Source organism: Rhodoplanes sp. P11 (assembly GCF_964266735.1).
GTDB lineage: Bacteria > Pseudomonadota > Alphaproteobacteria > Rhizobiales > Xanthobacteraceae > Rhodoplanes > Rhodoplanes serenus.
On sequence record NZ_CAXWGY010000001.1, the window covers coordinates 1,431,376 to 1,449,682 of the forward strand.

The following is an 18,307-nucleotide window of genomic DNA, read 5'->3' on the forward strand; positions in this document are numbered from 1 at the left end:
GCGACGGAGCCTTATCCGATGACGACTCAGGACCTGACCGGGAAGGGCGGCTTGGACGTGTTTCCGGGCGGCGAGCGGCGAGGAAGCATCCGGTTCGTGCTGGCCATCGCGCTGGCCCTGATAGCCGCCGCCACCGGCCTCCTGTTCGTCGGCCGCGGCGAGGCGGAGCCCTATGTGCTCGGGCTGTTGGCCGTGCTCGGCATGGTCGGCGTGTTCTCGCTGCTCGCCACCGCGACCGGCATCCTGCGCTTCGCCGGCGGCGAGGCGAGCCCGATGTATCGCCGCGTCCTCGACGACGCCTTCGACGGCATCGTGGTCACCGACCCGAACGGGCGCGTGGTCTACGCCAATCCGGCCTATTGCCAGCTCGTCGACGCCGCCGACCTGAGCGACGTGCGGCCGGTGGAGCGGGTGTTCATCGGCGACCCCGACGTGTCGGAGGCGGTCTATCGGCTGCTCAAGGCGGCCCGCGAGGGGCGCCGGCTCCAGGAGGAGGTGCGGGTCAACGGCTTCTCGGGCGAGCCGGCGCGCTGGCTCCAGATGCGGGTGCGGCCGCTCGGCCGCAGCGGTGCCGATGCCCGCCACACGGTGTGGACGGTGGCCGACGTGTCGCGCGAGCGCGAGCGGCAGGAGAACGTCTTCCAGGAGCTCCAGCACGCCATCGACTATCTCGACCATGCGCCGGCCGGCTTCTTCTCGGTCGACGGCACCGGGTCGGTCGGCTACGTCAACGCGACGCTGGCCGAATGGCTCGACTACGATCTCGCCGAGGTCGGCTCCGGCGGTCTCCAGATCGCCGACATTGTGCCGGCCAACGGCGCCGCGCTCCTGACCGCGACCGCCTCGCAGCCCGGCCAGGTCAAGACCGAGGTGCTCGACCTCGACCTCAAGACCCGCAGCGGCAAGACGCTGCCGGTCCGCCTCTACCACAAGGTCGCCTTCGGGGCCGACGGGGCGCCGGGCGCCTCGCGCACCCTGGTGCTCAACCGCGCCCGCACCGAGGGCGCCGATCCGCAGCGCGCCGCCGAGGTGCGCTTCATGCGGTTCTTCATCAACACCCCGATGGCGATCGCCACCGTCGACCGCGCCGGGCGGATCGCGCGCAACAACGGCCTGCTCGCCGGCATGTTCCAGGGCGTGGTGGCGGCCGACGCGCGGCCGGAGGGGCGCTCGATCCTCGCCGTGGTGGCCGAGCGCGATCGGCCGGCCCTCGAAGCCGCGATCGTCAAGGCGGCGCGCGGGCAGGGCGACATTCCGCCGGTGGAAGCCGCGCTCGCCGGCGAGCAGGAGCGCTGGGCGCGCTTCTGGGTCACCGCCGTCGAGGAGGAGGGCGACCAGGAGGCCGCCATCGTCTACGCGCTGGAGACCACCGAGCAGCGGGCGCTCCAGAAGCAGGTCGATCAGGCCCAGAAGATGGACTCGGTCGGCAAGCTCGCCGGCGGCATCGCGCACGACTTCAACAACGTGCTCTCCGCCGTGATGATGGCGACCGACTTCCTGCTCAACGCCCACAAGCCGACCGATCCGTCCTTCCAGGACATCATGCAGATCAAGCAGAACGCCAACCGCGCCGCCGCCCTGGTGCGGCAGCTGCTGGCGTTCTCGCGGCGCCAGACGCTGCGGCCGCAGGTGCTCGATCTCGGCGAGGCGCTGTCCGACATCTCGATGCTGCTGCGCCGGCTGATCGGCGAGAAGGTGGCGCTCGACGTCCGTCACGGCCGCGACCTGTGGCCCGTCAAGGCGGACCTCTCGCAGTTCGAGCAGGTGATCGTGAACCTCGCCGTGAACGCGCGGGACGCCATGCCGGACGGTGGCCGGCTGACGCTGCGCACCACCAACGTGCCCGAGATCGAGAGCCGCGCCTCCGCCCCCAAGGGCATGCCGCCCGGGGACTACGTGCTGATCGAGGTGACCGACACCGGCTCCGGCATCCCGCCCGAGATCATCGATCGCATCTTCGAGCCGTTCTTCTCCACCAAGGAGGTCGGCAAGGGCACCGGCCTCGGCCTGTCCACCGTCTACGGGATCATCAAGCAGACCGGCGGCTACGTGTTCGTCGACTCGGAGATCGGCAGCGGCACCACCTTCCGCATCTACCTGCCGCGCCATGTGCCGACGCCGGAGGAGACCGAGGCGGCGGCGGCCCTGCTGGCTCCGGTTCAGGCCGGCCCCGGCGAGGCGCGCACCGCCGCGGCCGATCACACCGGGCAGGGGACCATTCTGCTGGTGGAGGACGAGGAGGGCTTGCGTGGCCTCAACGCCCGCGGGCTGGCGTCGCGCGGCTACACGGTGTGCGAGGCCGGCAACGGCGCCGAGGCGATCGAGCTGATCGACGCCGGCCAGAAGGTCGATCTCGTGGTCTCCGACGTGGTGATGCCCGAGATGGACGGGCCGACGCTGCTCAAGGAGCTGCGCAAGCGTCATCCCGACCTCAAGATCATCTTCGTCTCCGGCTACGCCGAGGAGGCGTTCGCCAAGAACCTGCCCGAGGGCGGCCAGTTCTCCTTCTTGGCGAAGCCGTTCACGCTGAAGCAGCTCGTCGCCGCCGTGAAGGAGACGATGGCGAGCTGAGCCGTGGGCTACCAGACGAGGCCGACGCGCCGGCTTCACGCCCCCCAGACGAGGCGAAGGTGATCGTGAAGAGCACGCCCGATCACCATGACGACCCGGACGACACCGGCGACCCGCGGGTCACCAATCTCGTCCTCGTGGTGGTCTTCGTGCTGGTGATCGCCGCCGGCTGGTGGCTGGTCGACGCCCTCCTGGAGCAGCGCCGCCTCGACGACTGCGCCGCCCAGGGGCGGCGCGACTGCGGCCGCATCGTCGTGCCGCCGCGCTGAGCGCCCCTTGCGGCGCCGTGCCCCCTTGCGGCGCCGCGGCTCTTGCGTCGCGCGCCGCGACCGTCGATACCTGTTCGGTCGTCGTTCGGGGGGCGTGCACGTCGCCATGCTGGGGCTCGGGGTCCTGCTGCTCGTCGGGGTCGCGGGGCTCGCCGCGTCTGCCCTCCTGACCTCTTGGCTGGCGCGTCGGATCGAGGCCGAGCACCCGCCGACCGGACGGTTCGTCGACGTCGGGCCGACTCGCGTTCATCTCGTCGATCTCGCGCCGGCTGTTTCGGCCGACGAGAACCTCCCGGCCGTCCTGCTGCTGCACGGCGCCAATGTGCAGCTCGCCGACATGCGGGTCGCCCTCGGCGATCGGCTCGCCCGCCGCCTGCGGGTGATCGTGCCGGACCGGCCGGGCCAGGGCTGGACCGGCGAGGGCGGGCCGGTGGTGTCCGATCCGGGCCATCAGGTGGCGCTGATCCGCGCCGCCGTCGAGGCGGTCGGGGCGCGCCGGCTGATCGTCGTCGGCCACTCGCTCGGCGGCCTGATCGCGCTGCGCTACGCGCTCGACGAGCCACAGGCGGTGGCCGCCCTGGTGCTGATCAATCCGACCACCCATCCGCGGCCCGGCGGCCTGCCGTGGTACCAGCGCGCCGCCGAGGTGGTGTTCGGGCCGCTGTTGATCCGCACCGTGCTGCTGCCGATGACGCTGCCGATGCTGGACCGGCTGAGTGTCCGCCTGTTTCGCCCGGAGCCGCCCACCGAGGGCTATGCGGCCCGCACCGGGCTGGCGCTCGGCCTGACGCCGCGGCGCTTCCTCGCCAGCATGCGCGAGTATGCCGATCTGCGCGATCACCTCACCGCAGTGGCGCCGCGTTATCCCGACATCACAGTGCCGACCCTGATCGTGCTCGCCGAGGCCGACCCGATCGTGCCGCCGGCCCTGCACGGCGAGATCCTGGCCAAGGTACTGCCGCGCGGCCGCGTGCTGCGCCTGCCGGGCGCCGGCCATATGGCGCATCACCGCCACGGTGAGGCGATCGCGGCTGCGATCGAGCGGCTCGCCGGCCTGCCGCCGGGCTGACGCCGGCTTGCCGTCAGGCGGACGGCGCCGTGCGGCGGCTCGTCCTCGGGGGTCGTCGAGGCGGCCGCGCAGCCGGGTCGGCGGGGCCTCGGTCGGGGGCTTCCCGGCGTGCCGGGAGGGTGCCAGGGGACCGCACGGGCGCTGCCGGAACCCTTGAAAGGCGACCGCGATCATGCCATGAGAAGGCCACGTCCGGCCCGTGGCGGAAACGCCCGGCGGCCCGGAGGAGTGTAGCTCAATTGGTCAGAGCACCGGTCTCCAAAACCGGGGGTTGGGGGTTCGAGTCCCTCCACTCCTGCCAGCGCTAAAAACCCAGCTCCCGAACTCTGCTTTCGAATCCCGACATTGGCTCGGTCTCGTCGGCGAGCCTTGGCGTGCTCGCCCGGTTCGAGCGGACGGCTGTCCTCCGCCGATCGCGACCGGTCACTCCCGCGCGCTCGGCGGCGCTGTCGTGGGCCGCGGGGTAGGCGGGATTGCGGGTTGTCTATAGGCGGGACTAGACAACTTGTAGTATTGCGCTCGATCGGAATTACAGGTGTCGTCGCACCGTCATCGAAAGCGGCTGGGCGAGACCGATGGGACCTGCGACACGGCGGGTGCGGGGCAGGGGTCGTGGTGCCGCGAGCCGGCCTTCCGCGAGCCCGGATGCCGATGCCGATGCGATCGCCGGCATCGCGGCGGAGCGGGCGACCGCGCAAAACGATCTTTCGGCGGCTGCGTCCCCGTCGGGCGCGCGTCTCCCGGGCGTCCATCGGTCCGACGGCCGCATCGGGCGGCGGCTGTTCGTCCATATCGGCGGCTTCGATCCGGAGACGCCGGAGCGGGTCCATGCGCGGCTGGTTCGCGAGCTGGCCCGGTTCCGCCGGACCTGGTCGACCCTGACCTGGACCAGCGCGCCGCGCTACGACGCCGACGGCGCCGCCTGGACGGTCGAGACGACGGGCCGCGATTGGCACGTCTCGACCCTGGTCCGGTTCGTCCGCTGGGACGACGTGATGGCCGACTACGCCAGGCGTCCGCTGTGGCTGCGGACCGCGCGCGGGGCCGTGGCTGGCCTCGACTTCGCGGCCGGCGGCGCACTCAAGGGCTATCTGCGGACCAACTGGCGCTATGCGCTGTTCTTTCTCTACCCTCTCGTCGTCGTCGCGGCGCTCCTGGCGGCGGCGGTCTACGCCGGAGCGGCGGTCGCCGCCCTGACCGGCTGGACGGCGGCCGGCGCGCTGGTCGCCGTCGTCGGCTTGGGGCTGCTGATCTACGGCCCGGTGCGCTGGCTCCACCTGCCGCTCGCCTCCGACGACTGGACCTTCGCGCGCGATTATATCCGCCACCCGCCGCCGACCCTGATCGACCGGCTCGACCGCCTCGCCGCCGAGATCGTCGCGGCGGCTCGCACCGGCGAGGTCGACGAGGTCGTGGTCCTCGGTCACAGTCTCGGGGCCGTGCTGGCCGTGGACGTTGTCGAGCGGGCCTTGCGGCTCGATCCGGAGCTGGGCCGCGGCGGTTCGCCGGTCGCGCTGGTCACGGTCGGCTCGTCGATTCTGAAGATCGCGCTGCACCGGGGCGCCGTCCGCCTCCGTGCCGCCCTGTCCCGTGTCGCCGCGGCTCCGGCTCCGTTCTGGGTCGAGTATCAGGCGCTCGTCGACATCATGAACTTCTACAAGACCGATCCGATCGCCGAAGCGGGCCTGCCGCCGAGCGGGCGGCCGCTGGTGCGCGTCGTGCGGATCAGCAAGATGCTCGACCCCGACTATTATCGCCGCATCAAAGGCCGCTTCTTCCGGCTGCATTGCCAGTTCGTCAGCGGCAACGACCGGCGCGCCGCCTACGACTATTTCGTGCTGGCCTGCGGGCCGGTGGCCGTGCGAGAGCTGGCCTGTCTGCCGGAGGGGCCCGCATCGGCCTTCGCGGCGGACGGCTCGCTGATCGACCGCGGGGCGCCGAGCGCCGCGACTTGCGCCACCGGCGCCAGCTCCACCATGATGTCCGCCTGATGACTCCGTTCCTGGCCAAGGCCGCCTGGCTGCTGCTCGCGGGCGGCTGGATCGTGATCCGCTACCCTTATGCGCGTCGCGCCCGCCGCACCCCGGTGGCCAGCAGCCGGCGCGGCCTGCGCGAGCGCCTCCTGATGGCGGTGTCGTTCACCGGCCTCGGGCTGCTGCCGGTCGTCTATCTCGTCACCGGCGCGCCGCGCTTCGCCGACTACCCGTTCCAGCCGGTGCAGGCCGCGCTCGGCGTCCTGGTGGTCGCCGCGGCCCTGGTGATGTTTCGGCTCTCCCACAAGGCGCTGGGCCGCAACTGGTCGATCAGCCTCGACGTCCGCGACCGGCACAGCCTGGTGACGGCCGGGATCTACCAGCATCTCCGCCACCCGATGTACACGGCGTTCTGGCTGTGGGCGGTGGCGCAGGCGCTCCTGTTGCCCAACTGGGTCGCGGGTCCCGCCGGCCTGATCGGTTTCGGCGTGCTGTTCTTCGGCCGGGTGGGTGACGAAGAGCGGATGATGCTCGACACCTTCGGCGACCAGTACCGCGTCTACATGGCGCGGACCCGGCGAATCATCCCGCTCCTCTACTGAGAACATGCGCCCCCGCCGGTCGGTGCGGGTCGCCCGCGGGCGGCGGTGCCACCCCGCCCGGGCAAGCCGGGTGACGCGACCGCGGGCCGTCGGGCCGCTCGCGCGCGTCGACGATTTCGCGTGACTCGCCGACAGGTTCGGCCATTCGCCGGGGTCCCGCCGACAAGGTTATCACCCGCAAGTATTACGCGCGCGAACTGTCGGGTGGCCGCACGCAAAGCGTGCCCAATAAGCAACAGTGTACCTCGAAACCGCGGCGCCGAGGCGTTTCAGCACTAATGAAAGGTTGCGGAGACGGGGACGATGCCCGACCCTTCGGCCACCTGCACGTTCTGTCGTGGGGACCAAGGGGACTATTCTACGGGGGCTCTCATGTTGAAGATCGCAATCATCGCGTCCGCCAGTCTCGCGCTCGTCGGTTCCGCCATTGCGGCCGACATGCCGACCCGCCAGCCGCCGCCGCCGGTCGCGGCCGTCGGCAAGGCGCCGGTCGGCAAGGCGCCGATCGGCAAGGCGCCGATCGGCAAGGGGCCGGTCGTCGCCCGCTACTGAGCCGGGTCGGGTCGGCGGCTGCGTCCGTCCGACCTCGCCCCTGGCGGGCCGACCGGATCGTCGGTTCGCCACGGACCAGCGGGACCGCCGGCCGACAGTGTCGACCTGCGGTCCCGCTCCGGATGATCCGGTCCTGCGAACCAAGGGAGGCGGCGATGAACGTCCTTTCCAACAACACGCGCTGCCTGCGCGGCCTGGCCGGGCTGCTTGCGATCACCATCTGGGCCGGTTTCGGCATCACCTCGGGGCATGCTCAGAGCGTGCCGGTGACGCGGGTGGCGACGGGCTCGCCGGACGCCGCCGCCGAGCTCGCTGTCCAGCCTGCCAAGCCGGCGCCCAAGGCGGCTGCCCGCTACTATGTCGATTTCCGCGCCCGCACCGCGTCGAGCTACGGCCATGCCTTCATCTGGTACGGTCGGGTCGGCCAGCGGGCCGTCGAGGTGGCTGGCCTGCATCCTGCCACCGACAGCGTCATCCCGTACATTCTCGGCCATATCATTCCGGTGCCGTCGGAGACCGGGAAGAGCTATGGCGACCTCGACGAGCAATATCTGACCGCGAGCTATCGGGTGTTCCTGAGCGAGGCCGAGGCCCGCAAGGTGTTCGCCTACATCAAGCACAAGCAGGCGACGTCGCCGGTGTGGAACGCCGCGACCATCAACTGCGTCGCCTTCATCTCGGACATCGCCCAGTACATGGGGCTCGAGGTGCCGGGCTCGAACCTGCTCTATCCGGAAGAGTGGGTGAACCGGCTGCGAACGCTCAATCGCGGCCGCAAGGTCCAGATCGCCGCGGCGCCCTGAGAGGACGTTTGGTTTGGACACTCCGACGGGCTGCGTCGGAGCCGATTTCGGCCCGGAAGGAGCCGATCGAAGGGGGACCCCAGGACGTACGGTCGAGATCGGCGGTTCCCGGACTTTGGTCCGGGCAGCTGGGCGGCCGAAAGCGGCCCGGCCACTGAACGCGGGCTCGCCCGAGTTCAACTCGTCATGTGAGGCATCGGGTAAGCCCGACGCGCGGGGGCGCTGCGAGCGCCGCCAGGGACGTCGAGACGCTCGCCGCTATCCCCGATATCGGCATCCGTTCTCTTTCTGGCCTTCGACTGTGTGCACCGCGACGCAGCCTCCGTCCGAGTGTCCAAACGGGCTCTTACGTGTTCGGGTTTAGCACCGGGCGTGTGGGGCTCGCGGAGACCACCCTCCATCGCGATTTCGATCTTTCTTCTCGGAGGCCAAGGGCGCAGCCGTCCTCGCCCGTCGAGAGGTCGCCTTCGGCGGCGCTCGCTGAACGAGGACGGAAAGTGGCTGACGCGATCCCGCACCCGTATCGGGAATTGCGCCGTTGTCAGAAGTCGCGGCCCGATGAGCTGGCGCCGGGCCGGGCCGGGACAGCGGCCCCGCTCCCCCCGGGGGCCGGCACGGCGGTGCCGCCCGGCGCGGCGGACGGCACATCGGGCACGCCGCCGCCTCGTTTCATGCGCTCCTCGGCGCTCTTTAGAATCTCGGCCGTGCCGCGCGAGTCGGCCGCCCAGGCCGGCGACCACGCGATGGCGACCGTCTGCATTCCGGCTTTTGACCACGGGTGCTCGCCGCGCCAGGACCGGACCTCGGCGGCCCCGACCAGCTCCAGGTCCTTGGCGACTAGCGTGATCTTCTGGGCGAACGCGCTGTTGTCGAAGGAGGTGGCGGAGCCGTCCGTGAAGTCGCGGCGCTCGTACCGCTCCTTAAGCGATGAGCCGGCCACCAGCTTCTCACCGACGAACCGCTGGATGGCGGCGAGCGCCAGCAGGCGGGCGCGGTCCTTGTCGGCCGCCATTAGGGATGATCGTGGCACCGCACCGAAGCCGACGACGACCCGCTGTCCGCGCTCGTCGGTATAGACCCGGGCGCCGGTCGTGTACGCCAGCCAGTCGGGGTTGTCGGCCGCGATCTGCGCGAACCGCTGGTGCAGCGACGGCCCGGGCTCGCCGCTGGGAGCGGTGGCCGCCGGGTTCCAGATCGCCTCGGCGATCTGCTGTAACGAGGGTGTCCACACCAGGCCGGCGAGGACCGCGTAGCGTCCGGGGTCTCCGGCGCTCGGCCCCTCGCACTGGATGGCCGTGAACGCACCCGACGCATAGAGCTGGGTGCCCGACTCGATCGCGGAGTTCAACTGCACCTGCAACGTCGCCACCTTGTCTTGGCGCTCCTTGTCGGTCGCGCCGCTGCCGGTCCAGTTGCGGTCGTATTTCCGGATCTCGGCGTCGAGCGCCTTGTCGGCCAGGGTGAGCGCCTTGTCGGAGAGCGACAGCGACTCGCGTGCCGGCCGGAGTGCCGGCGGTGGGTCGTCGCCGCCCAGCAGTTGCACGGCGGCGGTGCGGCTCGACTTCAGTGTCACCGACATGGTCTCGGCCAGCGCCTTGCGGGCCGTCATCTCGGCGTAGCTCATCATGGCGTTGCGAGCGGTGAGCCAGTTGGGCGAGCCGACCGGCTCGCCGACGATCTCCTGTCCGTGCTGGACCAGGACGATGCGGCCGTCCTTGTCGTTCTTGCCTTCCTGATAGCCTTCGCGGGCCAGCCAGTCCTTCCAGCAGGCTTCCACGGTGGCGAAGCCACGCGCCGCGGGCGGCGGCGGCGCTCCGCCCGTGATGGCGATGTGATCCGGCGGCGCCGCGATGGCCGCCCCGACCAGCAGGGCAGCCATCGAGAAGCTCAAGGCGAGATCGGCGGTCCAAACCATGACGTGCTCCGAAATCGATTGCGGGCCCGTGAGGCGCTCAGCGGGGCCCTCTGTTCATGATGCCCCTGAGGGTGTCGAAGAAGAACTGTTGGATCTGTTCCTGCTGCCGCCTCTCGGCTTCGGCCTTAGTGGCTGCGAGAGCGGCGGCGGCGGCGGCATCCTCGGCGGCCTGCTGCAAGGCCGTGAGCTCGGCGGCAGCGTCGGTATGGCCGAGTGTCGCGGCCCGTTGGGCTAGGGTGGTGGCGTGCTCCAGGCTTCCGTCGACTTGATTCCTGCGGATCAGCTTGGCGAGGCTCAGCATCGCGCTCGGATCGCCGATCGCGGCGCCCTGCCGGAGCGCTTTCGCGGCGCCGGCATAGTCGGGCACGGGGCGGAAACCAGGATCGAGCAGCAGCCAGCCGTAGTTGTCGAAGGCGGCGGCGTAGCGCTGCTTCATCAATTCGTCGAGGAGCGACGCGGCCCGCTTGGGATTGAGCTTCTGATAGGCGCGAGCGAGCTGATATCGGTAGCGCGGCTCTCCTGGATAACGGTCGGCGGCGGCCTGGCAGGCCGCGACCGCCTCCTGCGCATTGGCGCGCACGATATCGAAATCGGCCCCCGGCACCGAGGCGGGCCGGCGCAGATCGTTGGGGTTGGCGGCCAGCCGGTCACAGGTCTCGGCCGCCTTGGCGAGCGCGCTGCGGCGCGCCGCCTCCTCCTCCTCGGCCTGCCGGGCGGCTTGCGCGGCGGCCGCGGCGGCCCGCTGCCGTTCGGCGTTCGCGGCTTCCTGCCATTCGTCGCGGATCTTCTCGGTCACCGGCTGAAGCCGGCCGCCGTAGCGCGGATGAAACCCTTCCGCGTCGAAGAACTCGAACGTCTTGTTGCGGCGCCAATACCATACCCGTGCCTGGCCGGTCTTGGGGTCGAACCAGGGCTCGGCCGCGGGATCGACCGGGGCGGGCGGCTTGCGCTCGCGCTCGGCGCGCTGCTTGGCCTGCTGGCGCAGGAATTCGTCGGTCGGGACGCACACGGTCACGACCACATCCATGACGATGATGTCGCCCTCGTCACGCTCGCCGACCACCTTGGGGCGGGCAAATCCCCCGAGGCCGCTCTGCTCGATCTGGCGAAACCAGCTCCGCGCCTTGTCGTCCGCGATCTCGGTCTTGTTCTCGCGGCGCGACTGCACCTCGATGCCGATGACCTGTGCGACGGCGTCTTTCGACGCCTGCTCGATGGCACGGGCCCGCGCGGCCGACCGCGCTTCGCCGCGCTCGATACGCTCGCGCACAGCGGTCGACACCGATTGCAGGCGGGAGCAGTTCTTGTCCTCGAGCGCCAGGATCGGAGGAATGATGCCGAACAGCCCCATGCCGGCCCCGATCACTGCGGCGATCCGCCCTCGCACCGCCATTGCCGTCCAACCACTCGCAACACGGACAATAGTGAGGTAATTAGAAACCAGGCGCCTGTGCTGCGTCAACTACCGCGTGTGCCGGCTCCGGGGGATCATGACCATCGCGCAACGCGGGTGGCAGCGGCCTCCCGTTCCTTGGGAGGGGCGCCTCGAAGCCAAGGCTGCGTATCGTTCCGTGTCGTTGAATACGGAACGCTATGGCGATGTCGATGAGCGGTCCGGCGGGGCGCCCGGCGGCCCTTGGGCGCAGCCGGGACGTGTCGCGCGGAGGGGCGTCCGCGGCGCTGAATTCTCAGACGAAATCTGAGCCGGCATCGGCCGCTCGCGGGGCGGGTTCTGTTGACGGACCTGCCCGAACGTGTAAAACGGGCCGACCTGGACGTTTGAAGTCTCGGACTCGTCAGCAGGGGCTGCCCCCATTTCGACCGCGATCCGAGTCTGCTGGTGTCCGGGGTCCCTCCACTCCCGCCGGGTCTGAGCGACGACGCGGTCGCGCAGGCCGCTCCGGGGGGCGGCTCTCGCCGCAGCAGACCGCGAGGGAGGGGAGCGACGGCGGTCCGCCCGTCGCTCGCGCGGGCTCTTTCACGAAGTCGGACGATCGGAACACGCGATGGCGAAGGTAAGCCCGTTCAAGTTCTTGCAGGAGGTCCGCTCGGAGACCGAGAAGGTCACCTGGCCGAGCCGGCGCGAGACCGCGATCACCACCGTCATGGTGTTCGTGATGTCGGCGACCGCCGCCGTGTTCTTCCTGCTCGCCGATCAGATCATTCGCTTCGGCGTCACCCTCGTGCTCGGAATCGGACGCTGAAGGGCGCGGATCGGGTAACGGACATGAGCAAGCGCTGGTACATCGTTCACGCCTACTCGAACTTCGAGAACAAGGTCGCCGAATCGATCCGCGAGCAGGCCCGGCAGCGGCACCTCGAGCATCTGTTCGACGAGATCCTGGTCCCGAAGGAGAAGGTCACCGAGGTGCGGCGCGGCCGCAAGGTCGACTCCGAGCGCAAGTTCTTCCCCGGCTACGTGCTGGTGAAGATGGAGCTGACCGACGAGGCGTACCATCTCATCAAGAACACCCCCAAGGTGACCGGCTTCCTCGGCACCGACAACAAGCCGATGCCGATCTCCGAGTCGGAGGCCGGCCGCATCCTGCACCAGGTGCAGGAGGGCATCGACCGGCCGAAGCCGACCGTCTCGTTCGAGATCGGCGAACAGGTGCGGGTCTCTGACGGCCCCTTCGCGTCGTTCAACGGCGTGGTCGAGGAGGTCGACGACGCCCGCTCGCGCATCAAGGTGGCGGTGTCGATCTTCGGCCGCGCCACCCCGGTCGAGCTGGAGTTCGGCCAGGTCGAGAAGGTGTGACCGCGCGGCGGGCCGCCCAGGCTGCCCGCTGCCTGATTCTGAAACGCATCGAATGACTTTGAGACGGTTTTTCGAGGGCTCGACGAGCCCCGATGGCCGTCCTCGCAGCCCCGGCGACCACTCCGGTCGCCTCGCCTGACGACCGGGTCGCCCACGGCGGCCGACAGGTCGCTCCCCGCCGCAGGGCTGCACGCAGCGCCGTCCGGATCGCGCGTCGCGCGTCCAGGCGCCGGTCCGGGACGAGCCCGGCCACATCACGCTTTCACCGAGGAGTCCGGGCGAGCCGCCGCTCGCCGCGGGCGCCGTGCGCAACCCGCGACGTCGGTCGACCCGATGTCGCAGCCGCGTCACACGAGGGCTTCCGTGCCGACCCTGCTCACCGAATCGCCGTCGCTCGCCTACACGCCCGAGGTCGCAGCCGCGACACGCCCCGCCTGGGATCGCCTGCGACGGGTGATGCCGGAGGCCGAATGGATCACCCATGCGCCGCTCGTCCACGCCATCCAGCGTCTCAAGCGGGAGCGGCGCGCCGTCGTGCTGGCCCACAATTACCAGGCACCAGAGATCTTCCACGGCGTCGCCGACCGGGTCGGCGACAGCCTGGCGCTCGCCCAGCAGGCGCGCGACACCGACGCCGAGGTGATCGTCCTGGCCGGGGTCCATTTCATGGCCGAGACCGCCAAGCTGATGAACCCCGACAAGGTGGTGCTCTGCCCCGAGCCGGAGGCCGGCTGCTCGCTGGCCGCCTCGATCACCGCCGCGGATGTCCGCGCCCTGCGGCAGCGCCATCCCGGCATCCCGGTGGTTGCCTATGTCAACACCTCGGTCGCCGTGAAGGCCGAGGTCGACATCTGCTGCACCTCCGGCAACGCCGTCGAGGTGGTCGAGTCGCTCGGCGTGTCGCGGGTGATCTTCCTGCCGGACCGCTACCTCGCCGCGCACGTCGCCACGCAGACCGCGGTGGAGATCGTCCCGTGGACCGGGAGCTGCGAGGTCCATGTCCGCTTCACGGGTGAGGAGATCGAGGAGTATCGCAGCAACTACGATGACTTGCTGGTGGTTGCTCACCCGGAATGTCCGCCCGACGTGCTGGCCGCGGCCGATATCGTCGGCTCCACCGCCCGCATGGTCGAGCTGATCGAGGCCAAGAAGCCGCCGCGGGTGCTGCTGATCACCGAGTGCGCCATGGGCGACAACGTCGCCGCCGCGGTGCCGGAGGTGGAGATCGTGCGGCCGTGCAATCTTTGTCCGCACATGCGGCGGATCACGCTCGCCAACATCCTGGCGGCGCTGGAGACGCTGTCGCCGCGGGTGGAGATCGACCCAGCCGTGGTGGCGCCGGCGCGCCGGTCGGTCGAGCGGATGCTGGCGGTGCGGCCGGGAGCGCGCCGTGCGGGTCCGTGACGCCGGCGTGGTGGTGATCGGCTCGGGCCTCGCCGGGCTGACAGCCACTCTGGAGGCGGCGGCCGCGCCGGCGCTGGCGCCGGTCGTCCTGCTCACCAAGACGGCGGAGCTGGCCGGCGGCAGTAGCGCCGCCGCCCAGGGCGGCATCGCGGCCGCGGTCGGCCCCGGTGACGACCCGGAGGCGCACGCGGCCGACACCGTGGCGGCGGGGGCGGGCCTCGTCGATCCGGCGGTGGCGTTGCTGGTCGCCCGCGACGGCGCCGCCGCGGTGCGTGACCTGCTCGCGCGCGGGCTGCCGTTCGACCGCGATACGAACGGAGCGCCGGCGCTCGGCCGCGAAGGCGCCCACGGCGCGGCCCGCATCCTTCATGCGGGCGGGGACGCCACCGGCCGCGTGCTGGTCGCGGCGCTGGCCGAGCGGGTGCGGGCGATGCCGTCCGTGCAGGTGGCGACGGGAGCCTTCGCGTGCGACCTGGTGGTCGCCGACGGGCGGATCGCCGGGGTGCTGGCGGTCGACCGCGACGGTTTCGTCTGGTACCGCGCCGCCCGGGTGGTGCTCGCCACCGGCGGCGTCGGGGCGATCTACCGGCGCTCCACCAATCCGCCGGAGGCGACCGCCGACGGGCTCGCCCTGGCGGCGCGTGCCGGCGCCCGGCTCGGCGATCTCGAATTCGTCCAGTTCCATCCGACCGCGCTGGCGGCCGACACGGCCGACACGCCGGCGGCCGGCTGGAGCCCGGCGCCGCTGCTCACCGAGGCCCTGCGGGGCGCCGGGGCGGTGCTGCGCGACGACCGTGGGCGGGCCTTCATGGCGGACGAGCATCCGGCCGCCGATCTCGCCCCGCGCGATGTCGTCGCCCGGGCGATCGGCCGCCGCGTCGCCGCCGGCCGCTCCGTCCTGCTCGACCTGCGGCCGGCGCTGGCGGCGAGCCCGGACGGCTTCCCGACCGCGGTCGCGGCCTGCCGGGCCGCCGGCCTCGATCCGTTCGCGATGCCGGTGCCGGTCGCCCCGGCGGCGCACTATCACATGGGCGGCGTGATCACCGACACCGAGGGGCGTACCTCGATCCCCGGCCTGTGGGCCTGCGGCGAGGTAGCCCGCACCGGCGTCCACGGCGCCAACCGGCTGGCCAGCAACTCGCTGCTGGAGGCGCTGGTGTTCGGACGGCGCGCCGCCCGCGATCTCGCCGCCGCACCGGGCGATGTCCCGGCCTCCGTCGTGCTGACGCGGCCCGCCGTGTCGGGACCGGAGGCCGCGCCGGCGATCGCCGCCGTGGTGGCCGAGCTACGCGCCGTGATGGCGACACGGGCCGGGCTGGTGCGCACCGCGGCCGGCCTCCGGGCGGCCGTGAACGATCTCGCTGCGCTCGCCGAACGGCTCGCGGCGCTGCCGACCCGCTCGCCAGAGGCGATGGGGAGCGGCTTCGGCCCCGACGAGGTCCGGCGCTGCGGCGAGGCCCGCAACATGCTGCTGGCCGCCCGGCTGATCGTGGCGGCGGCGCTGGCCCGCCCGGAGAGCCGGGGCGCCCACTGGCGCGACGACGACGCGGCGAGCACGGCCGACACGGTTCCGGCTCCCGCCCGCCCGCCGATCGGCCTCGCCGCCGGGGCCGGGCTTGTCTCTCCGGCCGTGCCGGGATAGATAGCCGGCACGCCGCCGTCGGTCCTCCTCGGGACCGGCGTGCGACGCCGTGGGAGGAGGGGCGGTTCGCCGACCGCCCTTGATCCGGACCACGAACCCTGCGAGCCGGCGGCGCCGGCGCGAAGGACCCACCATGGCGAAAAAGATCACAGGTTATCTGAAGCTTCAGGTACCGGCGGGCGCGGCCAATCCGTCCCCGCCGATCGGCCCCGCGCTCGGTCAGCGCGGTCTCAACATCATGGAGTTCTGCAAGGCGTTCAACGCCCAGAGCCAGCAGCTGGAGAAGGGATCGCCGATCCCGGTCGTCATCACCATCTATGCCGACCGCTCCTTCACGTTCGAGATGCGCACCCCGCCGGTGTCGTACTTCCTCAAGAAGGCGGCCGGCATCCAGTCGGGCGCCAAGGCGACCGGCCGTGACCATGTGGGCGCCATCACGCGCGATCAGCTGCGCGAGATCGCCGAGAAGAAGATGAAGGACTTCAACACCGACAACATCGAGTCGGCGATGCGCATGATCGAAGGTTCCGCCCGCTCCATGGGCCTGGACGTGAAGGGTTGATCGTCATGGCTCAGCATGGAAAGCGGGTTCGCGCCTCGCGCGAAGGAATCGATCGGGACAAGCTCTACGGGCTCACCGATGCGGTGCAGCTCATCAAGCAGCGCGCCACCGCGAAGTTCGACGAGACCGTCGAGATCGCGATGAATCTCGGCGTCGATCCCCGTCACGCCGACCAGATGGTGCGCGGCGTCGTCAGCCTGCCGAACGGCACCGGCCGCACCCAGCGGGTGGCGGTGTTCGCCCGCGGCGCCAAGGCCGACGAGGCACGGGCCGCCGGGGCCGACGTGGTCGGTGCCGAGGACCTGGTCGAGCGGGTGCAGGCCGGCAACATCGACTTCGACCGCTGCATCGCGACGCCCGACCTGATGCCGCTGGTCGGTCGCCTCGGCAAGGTGCTCGGCCCGCGCGGCATGATGCCGAACCCGAAGGTCGGCACCGTGACCATGGACGTCACCTCGGCCATCAAGGGCGCCAAGGGCGGCTCGGTCGAGTTCCGCGTCGAGAAGGCCGGTATCGTGCATGCCGGCGTCGGCAAGGTGTCGTTCGACGCCGACAAGCTGGTCGAGAACATCAAGGCGTTCGCCGACGCGGTCGCCAAGGCCAAGCCGGCGGGTGCCAAGGGCCAGTACATCAACCGGATCGCCATCTCGTCCACCATGGGACCGGGCGTGAAGGTCGAGCCCTCGACGGTGCTGTCTGCCGCCGCAGCGGCCCAGCACTGACACAATTCGGTGCGATACGTGACGGCCGGAGCGTTCGCTCCGGCCGTTTCGATTCGCGCCAGCCGTGTTTTTGCGTGGAGAGCCCCGTTCGGGCCTGGGCGCACGGTCGAGCGGGTGTTGGCGGACCGTCGGTGACCTGTTTATGTTTACATGACAGGTGATGGCGGGACCCGTTGATGGGAACCGAGGGCGCGCGCGAAGCGGCCGTCGGGAGAACACGAGGTGCTCGGGATGACGGCGTGCCGGCTGCTGACCTGCGTGCTCGCTGTCGTGCTGCTGACTCCGGCGGTGCCGACCCGGGCTCAGGACAACCTGGGCGCCAATCGCCTCGAAACTGATCACCGCGATGCCGCTCGCCTCGAAACCGATCGCCTCGAAACCGATCGCCTCGACGCCGCTCGCCTCGACGCGGCTCGCCGGGACGGCGAGCCACGGATCGGCGAGCGCGGCCCGGTCGGCTGGGTTCTGCGCGTTCCGATGCCGTCGCCAGCCACCCTGGGCGCGGCCGGCGCCCCGATGCTGATCGAGCACGGCCTTTCGGTGACGCGGCGCGACGGCCCGCTCGACCGCTCCGGCCGTGCCGGCCTGCTGCTCGCCTGCCGCCGCGGCACCCTGGAGCTACTCGCTCTCGATCTCGACTGGCCGCCGGGCGGCAGCCCCGTGGGCGAGGTGGACGTGACGGTGCAGCTCGACGCGACGGCCACTCCGGAACGCTGGCGGGTGCTCGGCAACGCCTATGCGCCGCCCGATCCGGCCGCCTTGCTGGAGCGGCTGCGGCTCGCCCGCACCTTCGCGCTCCAGGTAGCGACGCCGGCCGGCGAGCGTGAGCTGAGCTTCGATCTGCACGGCGTCGCCGAGGCGGCCGGCAACCTGCGCTCCGCCTGCCCCTTCTGATCCGGGCCGCGGGTCTGGGCTGCGAGTCTGGGGGCGATGGCGCGCCGGCGGACCCGCGCGCCGCTTCGAGCGGAATCCAATCCAACTGGATCGGACACCGCTCGAGAAGTCCTTGCGTGATCGCATTTTCGACGGCGAACCGGCGTCCACTTCGCCGCAGAATGCTCTAATCGATCACGCCTTCGGCAGGCCGCCGCGCTCGAACACCGGCGTCTCGTCCTCGCGATCCTCCCGGCCCGGCCCGGTGCCGATGTCCTCGGCGGCGCGGCGTGTCACCTCGCTGGTCTCGTCGAGGCCGTCGGGCGTCTCGACCGCTCCGGTGCCGGGCTCGTGGGCGCCGGTGACGGCGCTGCGTGGCACCGCTCCCACGTCGTCGCGGCGGGTCTCGTCGTCGGTGATGTCGCGGTCGGCCGGGTCGCGGTCGGCGGATCGCCCGCCCGGGGTCTCCAGGAGCGGCCGGTCCCAGGACGATATCTCGGGCTCGTCGGCGTAGCCTTTACCGGGGCGGGCCTCGCCGCGGCGCAGGCGCGTGGTCTCGTCACGATCCATCGGGGCGCTCCTCACGGATGGG

The 18,307-nt window shown here is 71.2% G+C and carries 17 protein-coding genes and 1 tRNA gene; 15 read left to right on the forward strand and 3 right to left on the reverse strand.

Annotated elements, in window-relative coordinates; all coding sequences use genetic code 11:
* Positions 1 to 18: 18 nt before the first annotated feature.
* The 8 genes from cckA to ACFQUV_RS06355 all read left to right on the forward strand — a co-directional run bounded on the left by cckA (position 19) and on the right by ACFQUV_RS06355 (position 7,839).
* Positions 19 to 2,571 (forward strand): cell cycle histidine kinase CckA, encoded by a 2,553-nt coding sequence (gene cckA / locus ACFQUV_RS06320; protein WP_129609792.1) that lies wholly within the window; start codon positions 19 to 21, stop codon positions 2,569 to 2,571.
* A 59-nt stretch (positions 2,572 to 2,630) separates the two neighbouring features.
* Positions 2,631 to 2,840, forward strand: a complete 210-nt coding sequence (locus ACFQUV_RS06325; RefSeq protein ID WP_129609790.1) for a hypothetical protein — start codon at positions 2,631 to 2,633, stop codon at positions 2,838 to 2,840.
* Positions 2,841 to 2,946: 106 nt separating this feature from the next.
* Positions 2,947 to 3,909: an alpha/beta fold hydrolase gene (locus tag ACFQUV_RS06330; RefSeq protein WP_129609789.1), complete on the forward strand. Its 963-nt coding sequence runs from the start codon at positions 2,947 to 2,949 to the stop codon at positions 3,907 to 3,909.
* A gap of 224 nt (positions 3,910 to 4,133) precedes the next feature.
* Positions 4,134 to 4,210: transfer RNA gene (locus tag ACFQUV_RS06335), tRNA-Trp, on the forward strand.
* 274 nt (positions 4,211 to 4,484) lie between these two features.
* The gene (locus ACFQUV_RS06340; protein WP_129609788.1) at positions 4,485 to 5,900 is read left to right on the forward strand and encodes a hypothetical protein; all 1,416 of its coding nucleotides are present in this window, start codon (positions 4,485 to 4,487) and stop codon (positions 5,898 to 5,900) included.
* Entirely contained in the window at positions 5,900 to 6,484 is a 585-nt protein-coding gene (locus ACFQUV_RS06345; RefSeq protein WP_129609787.1) for a protein-S-isoprenylcysteine O-methyltransferase, read from the forward strand. The genes ACFQUV_RS06340 and ACFQUV_RS06345 overlap by 1 nt, the downstream gene beginning before the upstream one ends.
* Before the next feature lie 372 nt (positions 6,485 to 6,856).
* On the forward strand, positions 6,857 to 7,036 hold the full coding sequence (locus ACFQUV_RS06350) for a hypothetical protein (protein ID WP_129609786.1): 180 nt from the start codon (positions 6,857 to 6,859) through the stop codon (positions 7,034 to 7,036).
* Positions 7,037 to 7,191: 155 nt separating this feature from the next.
* A complete protein-coding gene (locus ACFQUV_RS06355) occupies positions 7,192 to 7,839 on the forward strand; it encodes a hypothetical protein (RefSeq protein ID WP_244601634.1) in 648 nt (215 codons plus the stop codon).
* A gap of 541 nt (positions 7,840 to 8,380) precedes the next feature.
* Here ACFQUV_RS06355 and ACFQUV_RS06360 read toward each other — a convergent pair.
* Together ACFQUV_RS06360 and ACFQUV_RS06365 are read right to left on the reverse strand one after the other, a co-directional pair.
* Positions 8,381 to 9,754, reverse strand: a complete 1,374-nt coding sequence (locus ACFQUV_RS06360) for a hypothetical protein (RefSeq protein WP_129609785.1) — start codon at positions 9,752 to 9,754, stop codon at positions 8,381 to 8,383.
* A 37-nt stretch (positions 9,755 to 9,791) separates the two neighbouring features.
* On the reverse strand, positions 9,792 to 11,147 hold the full coding sequence (locus tag ACFQUV_RS06365) for a tetratricopeptide repeat protein (RefSeq protein ID WP_129609784.1): 1,356 nt from the start codon (positions 11,145 to 11,147) through the stop codon (positions 9,792 to 9,794).
* 613 nt (positions 11,148 to 11,760) lie between these two features.
* Here ACFQUV_RS06365 and secE point away from each other — a divergent pair.
* From secE to ACFQUV_RS06400, 7 genes are all read left to right on the forward strand, one after another.
* On the forward strand, positions 11,761 to 11,958 hold the full coding sequence (secE, locus tag ACFQUV_RS06370; RefSeq protein WP_111385612.1) for a preprotein translocase subunit SecE: 198 nt from the start codon (positions 11,761 to 11,763) through the stop codon (positions 11,956 to 11,958).
* A 23-nt stretch (positions 11,959 to 11,981) separates the two neighbouring features.
* Entirely contained in the window at positions 11,982 to 12,512 is a 531-nt protein-coding gene (gene nusG / locus ACFQUV_RS06375) for a transcription termination/antitermination protein NusG (RefSeq protein WP_111385611.1), read from the forward strand.
* Between the two features lie 333 nt (positions 12,513 to 12,845).
* The gene (nadA, locus tag ACFQUV_RS06380; protein ID WP_129609782.1) at positions 12,846 to 13,916 is read left to right on the forward strand and encodes a quinolinate synthase NadA; all 1,071 of its coding nucleotides are present in this window, start codon (positions 12,846 to 12,848) and stop codon (positions 13,914 to 13,916) included.
* Positions 13,903 to 15,558, forward strand: coding sequence for an L-aspartate oxidase (locus tag ACFQUV_RS06385; protein WP_129609780.1), 1,656 nt, complete (start codon positions 13,903 to 13,905; stop codon positions 15,556 to 15,558). Before nadA ends, ACFQUV_RS06385 begins: the two co-directional genes overlap by 14 nt.
* Before the next feature lie 133 nt (positions 15,559 to 15,691).
* Positions 15,692 to 16,120, forward strand: a complete 429-nt coding sequence (gene rplK, locus ACFQUV_RS06390) for a 50S ribosomal protein L11 (protein ID WP_111386778.1) — start codon at positions 15,692 to 15,694, stop codon at positions 16,118 to 16,120.
* Positions 16,121 to 16,125: 5 nt separating this feature from the next.
* Positions 16,126 to 16,842, forward strand: a complete 717-nt coding sequence (gene rplA / locus ACFQUV_RS06395) for a 50S ribosomal protein L1 (protein WP_111386798.1) — start codon at positions 16,126 to 16,128, stop codon at positions 16,840 to 16,842.
* Positions 16,843 to 17,073: 231 nt separating this feature from the next.
* A complete protein-coding gene (locus ACFQUV_RS06400; RefSeq protein ID WP_165364007.1) occupies positions 17,074 to 17,736 on the forward strand; it encodes a hypothetical protein in 663 nt (220 codons plus the stop codon).
* 174 nt (positions 17,737 to 17,910) lie between these two features.
* On the opposite strand, the gene ACFQUV_RS06405 is transcribed toward ACFQUV_RS06400, so the two are convergent.
* On the reverse strand, positions 17,911 to 18,285 hold the full coding sequence (locus ACFQUV_RS06405) for a hypothetical protein (RefSeq protein WP_111386785.1): 375 nt from the start codon (positions 18,283 to 18,285) through the stop codon (positions 17,911 to 17,913).
* Positions 18,286 to 18,307 lie beyond the last annotated feature (22 nt).